Origin of the sequence: Bacillus sp. MM2020_4, assembly GCF_011250555.1 — a bacterium.
Taxonomy (GTDB): domain Bacteria; phylum Bacillota; class Bacilli; order Bacillales; family Cytobacillaceae; genus Neobacillus.
The window spans coordinates 22,778-36,591 of the sequence record NZ_JAANMZ010000044.1 but is presented as its reverse complement, the minus strand read 5'-3'; the positions used below and the strand labels follow the sequence as shown (position 1 = coordinate 36,591).

General features: G+C 41.5%; 11 protein-coding genes and 4 tRNA genes. All 15 read right to left on the bottom strand.

Features of this window, described 5'->3' with window-relative positions:
• Nucleotides 1-133 precede the first annotated feature (133 nt).
• Complete coding sequence (locus G6554_RS20570; protein ID WP_166245301.1) at nucleotides 134-1,579, bottom strand: M23 family metallopeptidase; 1,446 nt, start codon at nucleotides 1,577-1,579, stop codon at nucleotides 134-136.
• Between the two features lie 410 nt (nucleotides 1,580-1,989).
• Nucleotides 1,990-2,062, bottom strand: a tRNA-Phe gene (locus G6554_RS20565).
• Nucleotides 2,063-2,070: 8 nt separating this feature from the next.
• A tRNA-Asp gene (locus G6554_RS20560) sits at nucleotides 2,071-2,147 on the bottom strand.
• Between the two features lie 3 nt (nucleotides 2,148-2,150).
• Nucleotides 2,151-2,222: transfer RNA gene (locus tag G6554_RS20555), tRNA-Glu, on the bottom strand.
• Nucleotides 2,223-2,261: 39 nt separating this feature from the next.
• A tRNA-Lys gene (locus G6554_RS20550) sits at nucleotides 2,262-2,334 on the bottom strand.
• A 128-nt stretch (nucleotides 2,335-2,462) separates the two neighbouring features.
• The gene (locus G6554_RS20545) at nucleotides 2,463-3,755 is read right to left on the bottom strand and encodes an adenylosuccinate synthase (protein WP_166245299.1); all 1,293 of its coding nucleotides are present in this window, start codon (nucleotides 3,753-3,755) and stop codon (nucleotides 2,463-2,465) included.
• A gap of 310 nt (nucleotides 3,756-4,065) precedes the next feature.
• Nucleotides 4,066-5,421, bottom strand: a complete 1,356-nt coding sequence (gene dnaB / locus G6554_RS20540) for a replicative DNA helicase (protein WP_166245297.1) — start codon at nucleotides 5,419-5,421, stop codon at nucleotides 4,066-4,068.
• Nucleotides 5,422-5,632: 211 nt separating this feature from the next.
• Nucleotides 5,633-6,082 (bottom strand): 50S ribosomal protein L9, encoded by a 450-nt coding sequence (rplI, locus tag G6554_RS20535; RefSeq protein ID WP_166245294.1) that lies wholly within the window; start codon nucleotides 6,080-6,082, stop codon nucleotides 5,633-5,635.
• A complete protein-coding gene (locus G6554_RS20530; protein WP_166245292.1) occupies nucleotides 6,079-8,052 on the bottom strand; it encodes a DHH family phosphoesterase in 1,974 nt (657 codons plus the stop codon). Before G6554_RS20530 ends, rplI begins: the two co-directional genes overlap by 4 nt.
• Nucleotides 8,053-8,077: 25 nt before the next feature.
• Nucleotides 8,078-9,022: a DUF2232 domain-containing protein gene (locus tag G6554_RS20525; RefSeq protein ID WP_166245290.1), complete on the bottom strand. Its 945-nt coding sequence runs from the start codon at nucleotides 9,020-9,022 to the stop codon at nucleotides 8,078-8,080.
• A 127-nt stretch (nucleotides 9,023-9,149) separates the two neighbouring features.
• The gene (gene rpsR, locus G6554_RS20520) at nucleotides 9,150-9,389 is read right to left on the bottom strand and encodes a 30S ribosomal protein S18 (protein ID WP_007088219.1); all 240 of its coding nucleotides are present in this window, start codon (nucleotides 9,387-9,389) and stop codon (nucleotides 9,150-9,152) included.
• 48 nt (nucleotides 9,390-9,437) lie between these two features.
• The gene (gene ssb, locus G6554_RS20515; RefSeq protein ID WP_166245288.1) at nucleotides 9,438-9,953 is read right to left on the bottom strand and encodes a single-stranded DNA-binding protein; all 516 of its coding nucleotides are present in this window, start codon (nucleotides 9,951-9,953) and stop codon (nucleotides 9,438-9,440) included.
• 71 nt (nucleotides 9,954-10,024) lie between these two features.
• Entirely contained in the window at nucleotides 10,025-10,312 is a 288-nt protein-coding gene (rpsF, locus tag G6554_RS20510; RefSeq protein WP_007088221.1) for a 30S ribosomal protein S6, read from the bottom strand.
• Nucleotides 10,313-10,482: 170 nt separating this feature from the next.
• The gene (gene ychF / locus G6554_RS20505; protein ID WP_166245286.1) at nucleotides 10,483-11,583 is read right to left on the bottom strand and encodes a redox-regulated ATPase YchF; all 1,101 of its coding nucleotides are present in this window, start codon (nucleotides 11,581-11,583) and stop codon (nucleotides 10,483-10,485) included.
• Nucleotides 11,584-11,736: 153 nt separating this feature from the next.
• Nucleotides 11,737-13,746: a molybdopterin-dependent oxidoreductase gene (locus tag G6554_RS20500; RefSeq protein WP_166245284.1), complete on the bottom strand. Its 2,010-nt coding sequence runs from the start codon at nucleotides 13,744-13,746 to the stop codon at nucleotides 11,737-11,739.
• Nucleotides 13,747-13,814: the final 68 nt, after the last annotated feature.

The following is a 13,814-nucleotide window of genomic DNA, read 5'->3' as shown; positions in this document are numbered from 1 at the left end:
AGTTTACTTTACCATTTTATTCTCTTAAATTCATCCATTACTATCATTTAACACAATTGGCATGGGAAATACTGTATTTTTTATTTATTTAAAGTAAAAAGCCTCCAGCATCTGCTAGAGACCTTTTTCACTATTAATGTAAAACAGAAAGTGGGTTAACTAAGCTGCCATTTTTGTACACTTCGAAATGGAGATGTACACCTGTTGCATCACCGGTTGCACCCATGACACCTATCGCTGTACCTTTAGCCACCGTTTGCCCCACTCTAACATTCACTGATGACATGTGGCCGTAGAGTGTACGCATCCCATTTTGATGGTCGATGATCACCTTATTACCATAGCCATCGCTAGTGAACCCCGCAGAAACAACTACACCGTTATCAGCTGCCTTAATCGTTAAGTTGCCCGGTCTGGCAATATCAATTCCTTTGTGCATTCTGCCCCAGCGATGGCCCATTTGACTGGACACATAACCGCCAACGGTCGGCCAGGCAAAGCTGCCTTCACCGCGGGAAGGAATGACCTTTGTTCCCTTTACCACAATATGGTTGATAGGTTGCGATAGAATCTGTTCATTTGTTTGCTCTTTTTTAATCGTTACCCCATTTTGTTCAGAGATCGCATACGTAACCGAACGAGAACCATTTTGACCTGCTTGTTTCTCCTTTGTATCACCCTTTGGCATCGAAGCGTCCTCAACCACTTCATTCGCAAACGGCATTTCTTCCTTTTGGTTTACTTCCTTATCAACCACTACTTCTACAAATGGTTTAAGTGCTGTGACATTCAAGTCCTGCCCAATTTGTAAAAGAGAGTCCTCTGTTAAACCAGGGTTTAAAGCCATAAGGTCCGCTTTCGCCAACCCATGCTTTTCAGCAATTGTTCCGAGGACATCGCCTTCTTGAACCGCATACTTCTTTTCTTCCAAGGTGCCCTTTTGTAAAAAGGCAACTGCATCATCTGCAGACAATATTTTTTCTGGAGCAATATTTTTCGCTTCAATTGAAACATTTTTTGATAAACGAACGTCTAATAGTCGAGATTGATTTTCTTGTAATGCAGGTAAGGTAGTAGTTTCTTGCGCTTTTCTTGTCTCTAGTTCAGCTAATTGATCCTCAGTCACATATTGCAGCTTCAGCTTTTTCATCACTTCTTCAGCTGTCTCTTTACTATCCAAGTAAACAGCAGGCGTGCCATCGATCACGATTGCGGAAGCTTCTGCCTGAAGTTCAAACGTATTTTTAATCGTTTGGACTGTCTCTTGATTTGTCGTTGCAGCTTGGAAAACCTGTTCTGGTATGTATTGAACCTGTGAACCAATGTTGAAATTTACATCCTTTAGAGATAACTTGGCGGAGTCGACCTTCTCAGCGATGAGTTTATTTACTACTTCTTTATCAGTAACATTGCCTATATAGGTACCATTCACATACACATGATAAATGGTGGTCATTTTTGATGATGTCGCAAATGCAACCGGTCCGTTACTAAAGGCAATGACAGAAGCAGCCACGGCGGTAACAACAGTTGTCTTTAAGAATAAAAACCCTTTTGATTTTTTATTTGAAAATAACATTTTTTCCTCCTAAACCACGGTAAAACCCTTATCTACTAGACTTTTAATCTTGTAAAGCGTTTTCCAGAATTTTAGCCTCCTTTACTTTAACATAGTTTGATTTAAAAAAATTCGGAGTCTTTATAATGTAACAAAAATGTATAATAGCTGACATTTTCCTACATTTTATTGAAATATGCTAGTCAATTCTTCGTGTTTTCCAAATGGATTTTTTTGAAAAGATGGGGGATAAAGCCTATTATATCAAGGTTTGATATAGTTCTAGAGTAATAGACATACATACGACAAAATCGGACAAACAAAAGGAGAATTTTGTAAAAAATAGGAGTAATTATTACAATCCTATTACAAGGGTAACAACAATGAGGGTAAAAAAAAGAAGTCTGCTTGTGCAGACTTCTTTTTTTGAATGGCTCAGGACGGAATCGAACCGCCGACACAAGGATTTTCAGTCCTTTGCTCTACCGACTGAGCTACTGAGCCATTTTAAATGGCGGTCTGGACGGGACTCGAACCCGCGACCTCCTGCGTGACAGGCAGGCATTCTAACCAACTGAACTACCAGACCAAATGACCCCTACGGGACTCGAACCCGTGTTACCTCCGTGAAAGGGAGGTGTCTTAACCGCTTGACCAAGGGGCCATCATATGAAAGTTATTTTGCTTTGGCAAAAAACTTTGATGAGCCATGAAGGACTCGAACCTTCGACCCTCTGATTAAAAGTCAGATGCTCTACCAACTGAGCTAATGGCTCGTACTTATTGCCGTATCGTGACGACGCTTTTTATAATATCATGGATGTTATTATTAATGCAATACTTTTTTAAAAAACTTTTTATAAAGGTTTGAAGCCCTCCAAAAAGAGGGCCCCATTCATTGTTATTAGATCTGCCTCCAAGGGCTGCGGACGACATTTGTTTGTGTCCGGTCAGGACCTACAGAGAAGGTCGACAATGGAATACCTGTCAGCTGTGTGACACGTTCTACATAGTGACGGGCATTTACAGGTAATTCATCTAACGTTCTAACTCCCGTAATATCCTCTGTCCAGCCTGGAAGTTCTTCATAAATCGGTTCACATTGAGATAACACCCTTAAGTTTGCAGGGTATTCAGTAATCACTTCATCCTTATAACGATAAGCTGTACAAATCTTAAGTGTCTCAATCCCTGTTAACACATCGATGGAATTAAGGGATAAGTCGGTTAAACCACTGACACGGCGGGCATGACGCACAACAACACTATCAAACCAACCGACACGGCGTGGGCGTCCAGTTGTAGTCCCATATTCGCGTCCCACTTCACGGATGTGATTGCCAGTTTCATTATTCAACTCCGTTGGGAACGGACCATCACCAACACGAGAAGTGTATGCTTTACAAACACCGACAACATGAGTGATTTTCGATGGACCGACACCTGAACCGATGGTTACTCCTCCGGCTACTGGGTTTGATGAGGTTACAAATGGGTAGGTACCCTGGTCAATATCAAGCATAACCCCTTGAGCCCCTTCAAATAATACACGTTTACCATCATCCAAGGCATCATTTAATACAACAGATGTATCGCAAACATACTTTTTAACCTGTTGGCCATATTCATAATATTCATCAAGAATATCTTCTTTCTTAAAGCCCTCTGTCTCATAAATCCGCTCAAATAAGCGATTCTTTTCTTCAAGGTTCTGAATTAATTTCTCCTCAAATATTTCACGGTCGAGTAAATCGGCAATTCGAATACCCACTCGAGCTGCCTTATCCATATAGGCAGGTCCGATTCCTTTTTTTGTTGTCCCAATCTTATTGGCACCTTTTCGTGCTTCTTCTACTTCATCCAATTTTAAATGATAGGGAAGGATCACATGGGCACGATTACTAATACGGAGATTTTCAGTAGTAATTCCCTTTTCATGTAAATAAGCGAGCTCTGTTACAAGCGCTTTGGGATCCACAACCATTCCGTTGCCAATGACACTTATTTTTTCTTTATTAAAAATCCCTGAAGGAATTAAGTGCAATTTGTAGGTTTCCCCATTGAACTTAATTGTATGGCCTGCATTGTTGCCGCCTTGATAACGGGCAATGACCTCTGCATTTTCTGAAAGGAAGTCTGTAATTTTCCCTTTTCCCTCGTCTCCCCATTGCGTCCCAACAACCACTACTGATGACATGAAAGGCACCTCCAAAATTTTTGTTCCAGTAAATAATTTATTATCACACCATCATAGTTTATCAATTCTACAACTAAAAATCAAACAAAACACGAACATTTTATATAAAAATATGAAATACGTTCGTGAAAATAGTAATCTATCAGAATAAGAAAAGCGCAAGCGCCTTGATCAGCCTCAGGCATAGCATAAGACACTTCTGAATAGAAGGCGTTCTTTGCCTTCAATTCAGAAGTGGCTTATGACCTCGAGGGGTTAGGCGCTGGAGCTGGACAATAAAAAAGAGCCGGTCCAAGAATGAACCGACTCACTACGCACCAGGCGGAGAATCATAACGTGTTTCTATATTAACAAATTTATTGTATTCTTTCACAAAAGCCAACGAAACAGTACCTGTAGGGCCATTACGCTGTTTGGCAATAATGATTTCAATGATGTTCTTAGACTCTGACTCTTTATCATAATAATCGTCACGGTAGAGGAAGGCAACGATATCGGCATCCTGCTCGATCGAACCTGACTCACGAATATCAGACATCATGGGCCGTTTATCCTGACGCTGCTCGACACCACGGGAAAGCTGTGAAAGGGCAATAACTGGCACTTGCAGCTCACGAGCTAATTGCTTAAGGGAACGGGATATTTCCGATACCTCCTGCTGACGATTTTCGCCAGAACGGCCGTTTCCTAAAATAAGCTGTAAATAGTCAATTAAAATCATCCCTAAGCCGTGCTCTTGCTTTAAGCGGCGGCATTTAGAGCGAATATCACCAACACGCACGCCGGGGGTATCATCAATATAGATTCCCGTATTTGACAAGCTCCCCATTGCCATTGTCAGCTTACCCCAGTCATCTTCTGTCAGCGACCCCGTACGAAGCCTTTGGGCATCAATATTCCCTTCCGCACAGAGAAGACGCATAACGAGCTGCTCGGCACCCATCTCAAGGCTAAAGATGGCAATATTTTCACCCGTTTTTTTGGCAACATTTTGCGCAATATTTAAAGCAAAGGCTGTTTTACCAACGGAAGGACGAGCACCAACAATAATTAAATCGTTCCGCTGGAAGCCAGCAGTCATCCGGTCAAGCTCCGCAAACCCTGTCTCAAGACCAGTAATCTCACCAACGCGGTTATGCATCTCCTCAATATTATCATACGTGCGAACAAGCACATCTTTTATGTTGTGGAAGGCACCAGCGTTCTTTCGCTGCGCCACCTCTAAAATACTTTTTTCCGCCTCACTTAACAGGGCTTCAACTTCATCTTCTCGCGAATAGCCATCAGAGGCAATCGTGGTTGCCGTGCGGATTAATCGTCTAAGCAGCGACTTTTCTTCTACAATTCTAGCATAATACTCAATATTAGCAGCAGTCGGAACAGAGCCTGCCAAGTCACTTAAATAGCTGACACCGCCAATATCCTCTATCAGTTTAGCTGCTGCGAGCTCCTCCGTTACCGTTACAAGGTCAACCGCTTGGCCTTGATCATTTAGATGGAGCATCACATTAAAGATCTTTTGGTGGGAAGCACGATAAAAATCTTCAGGAATTAAGATTTCTGAAGCCAAGGTAAGAGCAGAAGGCTCTAGAAAAATAGCTCCTAATACAGCCTGTTCCGCTTCAATATTTTGTGGCAGCATACGATCTGCATATACATCATTCATCTATCAAAAGCCTCCATTCAAGAGGATTTATTTAAAGGCGTAAAGTGCCTAGAGTTAGAGCATTCTCAAAGTCAAAAACCTATACTTCCTTTTCTCTTAAAAAATTTATAAAGAAAAAAAGTGACCAGTCATAACCGATCACGTCCCATTACTTACTTTTTATATTCTACCATGTTTAATCAAAACTTCGCACTGGAAATTTATTTACATATTACTTTAGTTCTGTCACAGATACCGTTAATGTCGCTGTCACTTCATGATGGAGTTTTACTGGCACCTTTGTGTGACCAAGAGTACGAATGGCATCCGTTAACTCCATTTTCCGTTTATCAATTTTAATACCATGTTTCTTTTGGAGCTCTTCAGCCACTTGCTTCGTTGTAATTGAACCAAAAAGACGACCGCCTTCACCAGCCTTAGCTGTTAGTTCAACCGTAATTTGATCCAACACTTCTTTCAACTTTTTGGCCTCTGCCAGTTCTTCAGCAGCCATTTTTTCTTCCTTCTTCTTTTGGGCGTCTAATGAACTAATGCTGGCATTATTTGCTTCTACCGCTAACCCTTGTTTAATTAAAAAGTTATGTGCATAGCCATCCGCAACATTTTTTACTTCCCCTTTTTTACCCTTACCTTTAACATCCTTTAGAAAAATAACCTTCATTCCTTTTTCACTCCTTCAAAATAGTCATCAATTGCCAGCAATAATTGTGCCTCTGTTTCTTCAATCGATAATCCGGTCAGCTGTGTGGCTGCATTTGTTAAATGGCCGCCGCCTTTCAAACTTTCCATAATGACCTGTACATTGACATTACCTAGTGACCTTGCACTGATCCCAATAACCGCCTCACCCCGTTTGGCAATGACAAAAGAGGCTAACACCCCGTCCATTGTTAACAATGTATCGGCAGCCTGAGCAATAATCACTTGATCATGAAGTTCCTGTTCCGTTCCTTTTGCAATCGCAATCCCATCACGATAGAAAGAGACTGATTCAATTAACTTTGATCTTTTTATATATGTATCAATGTCTTCTTTTAAAAACTTCTGGACGAGAATTGTATCAGCACCGTGAGCCCGAAGGTAGGAGGCAGCATCAAAGGTCCGTGAGCCCGTTCTTAACGTAAAGCTTTTTGTATCAACGATAATACCTGCGAGCAGGGCTGTTGCCTCAATCATCTCAATTTTACCGCGTTTCGGCTGATATTCCAAAAATTCCGTTACAAGCTCCGCAGTAGAAGAGGCATAAGGCTCCATGTAAACAAGCAAGGGACTCTCGATAAAATCCTCACCGCGGCGATGGTGGTCAATCACGACGACTTGATCAATCCTATTTAATAAACGTTCCTCCATAACCATTGAAGGTTTATGGGTATCGACCACAACAAGCAAGGTTTTGTCAGTGGCCATTTCGAGTGCCTGCTCAGGACCAACGAAATGAGAAAATAATTGTTCTTGCTGTCGGAGTTCATCCATAAGCCGTTTTACGCCATTATCAATTTCCTGCATATTGACCACGATATACGCTTCTTTTTGATTCATTTGGGCAACTTTGTAGATTCCAATACTTGAACCAATTGAATCCATATCGGGGTTTTTATGTCCCATGATAATGACTTTATCACTGGCGATAATTAAATCTCTCAAAGCATGAGAGATCACACGTGCCCGTACCCGCGTCCGCTTTTCAACTGGATTTGTCTTTCCACCAAAAAATTTCACTTTCCCATTTGGAAGTTTAATCGCTACCTGATCGCCGCCACGACCTAACGCTAGATCCAGGCTTGATTGTGCTAAAACACCCAATTCAGGCAGCGAGGACACGCCCGTACCAACCCCAATACTTAAGGTAAATGAAACATTTTGCTTTGAAGTCAATTCCCGTACCTCATCCAAAATCGTAAATTTTTCTTTTTCAAGGATGCGAAGAATTCTTTCACTAAAAACAGCGATAAATCGTTCGGATGATACTCGCTTTAGAAAGATGCCATTATCAGTGGCCCATTTATTCAAAATAGAGGTGACCAAATTATTGATACTGCCGCGCATCTGATCATCCATACCTTGAGTCAGGTCATCATAATTGTCTAAAAAGATGGTCGCTATTGCCGTCCGGTCATCCTGGTACTTCTTCTCAATTTCCTTTTGTTCCGTCACATCAAAAAAGTATAATAGCCGCTCTTCTCGTTTATGAATGACACGAAACTTTCGGTCATGAAGGGTAATAATTTCTGTCTCCACTTCCTGCTTAATTAATGGGATCAGCGTATCAGCGATATCATAAAGCGATTTGCCAATTAATGTATCCTCATCAAAATAGGAGGATAGAAAAGGGTTTGACCATTCAATAAAATATTCCTCATTGATGAGCATAATCCCAATTGGCATTTCCATCAATGCTTCTTCGCCGACCTTTTTTACTCGGTATGACAGGGTGGAAATATACTCTTCCATTTCTGCCCGCTCGCGATGGTCAATGACAAACATATAGTAAATGGGGATCAACATTAAAAGCAGCCCAGCCACACTTAAGATCCAATTATAAAGTAACAGGACAATGAGCAGGATGACTATAACGCCAATTAGTCCGTAAAAAGGGTAACGAATGGACCGCTTTTTTAAAAATGCAGGCAAAGTTCTCAGCTCCTTGACGCTAGACTTACTCTTTTTTTTCAAATCGCTTTCTAAAATCAAAACCTAAATCGGTAATGCCTAGTAACAATATTATATAATGAACAATTGGTAGGACGAAAGTAAGAATTACAACAAGTACACCAAGTCCTTTAGCGACAGAGCGCTGGTGGAAAATAAAGAAAACAAAGGCAAGTCCCTGGAAAAGGATAAAATAATCTAATATGTATCGTGCATTTATTAAGACGGAGTATAAATAGGTTCCTTCATGAGGATGGAGCAACAGCAGCCCCCCCAAGGCTATTAGATAGTACCATAACAAGCTTTTTGGCAGGGAAATGTTTCTAAAACTCCCCCACGGCTGAACCGCTATACCAAATCTTTTAGCAATAGGAAAACAAACCCACTGAATCACAAAAACAGTGATAACGGAAACCATGATTAACAGACTAGGTGCGAGTGTTTTCAGCATCTTGATCATATTAGCGTTTTGTTCATTCAGAAGCTTTATTTGTTCTCCTTGCCCCATTGCCTTAAGCATATCCTCTGACATTTTGGCCGATTCTTTTAATGCCAGCGTGAATTCATGAATGAAATCGAGATGAAAAAATACCACACTACCGGCATAAAACAGAATCAATCCGACAATTAATGTGAGTGTGCTTGCAATTAATATCGCTGTACGACTCTTATTCTTTTGGAGCATGTAACCAATAACAGTTCCTACCGCACCGTACATTAGCATAAAGGCTAGTCCCATAACAGAGCCGGCAATAAAGGAAATAAATGCAGCCGCCACAAAGAATGCCGTAATATACTTCATATTATTTTTGGCTGAAAACATGATAAACGGCAGTGGTAAGACAAAGTTTAGAAAAGTCCCTATAATGGGGACATAGATTGTTACTAATAAAAGAACGGTAAATGCCGCCAAAAGGATGGCGCCCTCTGTTAGTTTACGTACATTTTTCACTTAAACACCTCTAAATTCATAAGCCTATCTCCCTATTTTAGCAGATAGGAGCCATGATTCAACTTTTTAAATATAAAAAAGCAGTAAGGGCGTCCCTTACTGCCTTAATGCTTATTATTATCCAGCTTTATTCACCCGCAACAAATGGTAGTAATGCCATTTGACGTGCACGTTTGATAGCAACTGTTAGTTTGCGTTGGTATTTAGCACTTGTACCAGTTACACGACGTGGTAAAATCTTTCCACGCTCAGAGATGAATTTTTTAAGTAAATCTACATCTTTGTAATCGATGCGAGTGATACCATTTGCTGTGAAATAGCACACTTTACGACGCTTTGCGCGACCGCCTTTACGTCCTCCTGCCATGAAAATTCCCTCCTTTATTTTATTATTTCATCACGTTCAAGGTTTTGCTTAGAACGGCAGATCATCATCAGAGATGTCGATTTGACCATTTCCGGCAAATGGATCATTATCCATATTAAAACCTTTATTTTGATTTTGGTTCTGATTTTGTCGTTGATTCTGATTGCCGCTGCCATATGGATTACCTTGCGGTTCCATTGGAGGAGCACCGTAAAAATCGTTGCTTCTTCCGCCGCCGCCCGAAGAGCCCTTCGGTTCAAGAAATTGAACACTATCTGCTACAATCTCAGTAAAATACTGACGTTTTCCATCTTGCTCGTAAGTACGAACTTGAATTCTGCCGTCTACACCAGCTAAACTACCCTTTTTCAGGAAGTTCGCAACATTCTCAGCAGCCTTACGCCAAACAACGATGTTAAGAAAGTCCGCTTCACGCTCACCTTGCTGATTTGAAAATTGACGATTTACTGCAAGAGTAAAGGTAGCAACAGCAATGCCATTCGGTGTGTATTTTAATTCAGGGTCTTTTGTTAAACGGCCAACAAGCACAACACGATTAATCATCAGAATCAACTCCTTTTTTTGGTAATTGTTTCACATGAAACATTTTTTACCAAATATATTTATGCTAATTTTTATTCTTCTTCTTTAATGACGATATGGCGAATGATATCTTCGCTGATCTTTGCAAGACGAGAAAATTCTTGTACTGCAGCAGCTGAAGATGTAGTTTTAGCGATTTCGTAGTATCCGTCGCGGAAATCGTTGATTTCGTATGCTAGACGGCGCTTACCCCAATCCTTTGTTTCAGCAGTTTCCGCTCCGTTATCAAGAAGAATAGTGTTAAAACGCTCAACAAGAGCCTTTTTCGCTTCATCTTCAATATTTGGGCGGATGATGTACATGATTTCGTACTTTTTCATCACAGTCACCTCCTTTTGGTCTAACGGCCCGAATGGGCAAGGAGCAATTATTCATTACTCACAAGTTGAAATTATAGCACAGCTTTTGTGGAAAAGCAATGTACTTCATAATTATGTCACTTTTATCCAAAAACAAAGAAGCTGACACTATAGTCAGCCTCTAAAAAAGATTACACGTTAAAACGGAAATGGATGACATCGCCGTCTTTTACTTCATACTCTTTGCCTTCTAAACGCACTTTTCCTGCTTCTTTCGCCGCATTATGGCTGCCAGCTGCGAGAAGATCATCATATGAGACTGTTTCAGCGCGAATGAAGCCGCGTTCGAAATCGGAGTGGATGACACCGGCACATTGCGGGGCTTTCATGCCCTTTCTGAATGTCCAAGCACGAACTTCCTGTACACCTGCCGTAAAGTAAGTAGCTAACCCGAGCAAATGATAAGCAGCACGGATTAATTGGTCAAGTCCGGATTCTTCAATTCCAAGCTCTTCAAGGAACATTTGCTTTTCTTCCCCTTCAAGCTCAGCGATTTCCTCTTCAATTTTTGCACAAATGATGATTACTTCGGCATTATCAGCCTTTGCAAATTCGCGCACCTTTTGCACATATTCATTATCTGCTGGATTAGCCACTTCATCTTCACTTACGTTTGCCACATATAGGACAGGCTTAATGGTTAAAAGATGTAGGCCCTTCACCAATTTCATTTGCTCTTCGGTGAAATCAACCGTACGTGCTGGCTTTTCTGCTTCAAAGGCATCACGCAGCATCGCTAAAACTTCAAATTCAGCGGCAGCATCCTTATCCTTTTGCTTGGCCAACTTTTCAACGCGGCTAATTCTTTTTTCGACTGATTCCATATCCGCTAATATCAATTCGAGGTTGATGGTCTCAATATCATCAATCGGATCTACCTTCCCAGAGACATGGGTGATATTTTCATCGGCAAAGCAGCGTACTACCTGGCAAATAGCATCTACTTGGCGGATATGCGACAAGAACTTGTTACCGAGTCCTTCTCCTTTACTAGCCCCTTTAACAATCCCAGCAATATCGGTAAATTCAAAGGCTGTTGGTACGGTTTTCTTTGGTTGAACTAATTCAGTTAATTTCTGCAAACGATGGTCAGGAACCTCGACAATCCCGACATTCGGGTCAATCGTACAAAAGGGGTAATTTGCTGATTCCGCTCCTGCCTGTGTTATTGCATTAAAAAGAGTAGACTTACCAACGTTCGGCAACCCTACAATACCAGCTGTTAAAGCCATTCACGTTCACTCCTCAATGAAAATACATCTATTTTAAAAAATACGTTCAAAAGTAATTAAAAAGCCTCCCACAATTATAGGAGACTATCGATAAAAAAACAACTGTAGCAAAGAAAAGCGTAAGAGCGCTGGAGCTAGAAGATTCTCGATGTCTTAAGGCTCCAGTTGGTTGATTTTTTCAAGAGTAACCAGACAATCATATAGCGTACTTCCAAGACCATTATCAGATTCCCGGCTTGAGGTCAGCTGATTGACAGATCCGCCAAACTCCTGCCAAATCCCCTCATCGATATTAATCGTGTCCGGGTGGGCTTTAGCCAGAATGGAAATAAAGCCTTTTACCTCACCACGGTCATTCCATACCTTGACGAAATCACCATTTGCCAGTCTCAAACTTTCAGCAATATTTGGAGCAATCTCCACCTTCACCTTTGGCCTTGAAGACCATACATGATAGTTCTGCGAGTGATTGGAACGCATTGGATGAATCGTTAGCAGGTGGTATGGATATTTTTTTGCCAGTTCAGGGCTTTTCCACTTTGATTCACCCGGAACCGCTAATGTTAACAGGCCGTGTTGACCTTTTTGTTGGGCAGTAAATTCAAACTTCCCGCTTGGCGTCTGAAATTTATGGTCATGCCATGGAAGTTTTCCAACTGGAAGTTCCAGGGTATGATTTGACTTTAACTTTTCAAGGGTAATGCCTTTTTCCTTTAAAGGTTTAAGCGTCATTTCAAGAAACTCTTCCCTTGTAAAAGCAAAATCCTCACCGAAGCCCAGCCTCCGGGCTAATTGTGTCCAGATCCATAAATCCGGATGTGCCTCACCAGGGGCGGTGACGAGCTTTGGACCATAGTTCACATAATGATGATACATAGAGGAATAATAAAGATCTTCCTCCTCAAAGGCCGTCGTCGTCGGTAATACATAATCAGCAAGTATGGCCGTATCCGTGAGGTATTGATCAATCACGACAAGTGTCGGAATAGAGGAGAAGGCTTGTTCAACCGTATTGGTGTCAGGCACCTGTGTCAGCGGGTTGCCACAAGTTACGATAATCATCTTTATTTCCGGGTCTGTTGCCTTTAGCACTTCTTCTGCCTGTTTCATGATTGAAAATTGCCGATGGTGTTTCCTGCGATTTGTTAGTGTTAATTCATCAAACGCAAAGCTTTGCCCCACTTGGAGATTGGCGTAATTGGCGCCGCCGCCAGCTATACCGATATTCCCACTGACCGCGACAAGGGCGTCAATCAAGCGAATGGTATTTCCGCCATTTTGGTATCGCTGCATTCCTAACCCCATAAAAGTGGCAGTTGGTTTATCAGCGTATACTTGTGCCAAAGTGGTCATTGCCTCACAGGGGACCTCCGTCATTTCACTGACCTTTTCTAAGGAAACCCCGTCGATAAGTTTCACGAGGTCAGCAAATCCATGTGTAGATTTCTCAATAAAATGGCGATCCTCTAGCCCTAAGCGAAGCATTTCCTTAATAATTCCCGCAGCTAATACCCCGTCCATCCCCGGCTTAATCGTGATATATTCATCGGCAATCTTTGCCGTAGCATTAAAAAGTGGATCAATGACAATTATTCTTGCTCCTAGCTTCTTTGCCTCAAGTAATTTTTCGTAAAAATGCATATTGGTCCGGGCGACATTTCTTCCCCAAATAATAATGTTTTTACTGTTAAAAATATCATTTGGTTCATGACTCCAGGCATTTCCGAAATCCCATTTCTGTGCCTCAATTCCAGAACCCCAACAAAGTGAGCCGTAAAGCTCCGTTACCCCGCCAAAACAATTAAAAAAGCGCTGGTCTAGGTTTTTTAAGATCCCGTTATTGGCATAATCATGACTGTGGAGAACAGCCGTTGTCTCGTAGTTTTCTTTTATGGATACTAATTTGGCAGCTATTTCATCCAAGGCCTGCTCCCACGAGACTTTTTCAAATATCCCATTTACCTTTTTTAGAGGGTGCAATAAGCGCTGTGAAGAGTTTGCCCTTTTTTCCAGCATTCGTCCACGACCACAAATTTTCCCCTGGGTAATCGGATGTTCCGGGTCACCCTCTACCTTCACAACCCTATCTTGATCAATCGTTACATTGAAACCGCAGCTATCCCAGCAATTCAATGGACACGCCGCTTTTTGTATTTGTGACAAAATCTCCACCCCCAAAATCACGATTCTCTATCTACTGTTCTAACTTTGATAACTACCTAGCTAAAAAG

Coding starts and splice junctions, on each gene's coding strand:
- ssb (WP_166245288.1), bottom strand. CDS start 9,953: ATGATTAATCGTGTTGTGCTTGTTGGCCGTTTAACAAAAGACCCTGAA.
- dnaB (WP_166245297.1), bottom strand. CDS start 5,421: ATGAATGATGTATATGCAGATCGTATGCTGCCACAAAATATTGAAGCG.
- rplI (WP_166245294.1), bottom strand. CDS start 6,082: ATGAAGGTTATTTTTCTAAAGGATGTTAAAGGTAAGGGTAAAAAAGGG.
- ychF (WP_166245286.1), bottom strand. CDS start 11,583: ATGGCTTTAACAGCTGGTATTGTAGGGTTGCCGAACGTTGGTAAGTCT.
- rpsR (WP_007088219.1), bottom strand. CDS start 9,389: ATGGCAGGAGGACGTAAAGGCGGTCGCGCAAAGCGTCGTAAAGTGTGC.
- rpsF (WP_007088221.1), bottom strand. CDS start 10,312: ATGAAAAAGTACGAAATCATGTACATCATCCGCCCAAATATTGAAGAT.
- G6554_RS20570 (WP_166245301.1), bottom strand. CDS start 1,579: ATGTTATTTTCAAATAAAAAATCAAAAGGGTTTTTATTCTTAAAGACA.
- G6554_RS20545 (WP_166245299.1), bottom strand. CDS start 3,755: ATGTCATCAGTAGTGGTTGTTGGGACGCAATGGGGAGACGAGGGAAAA.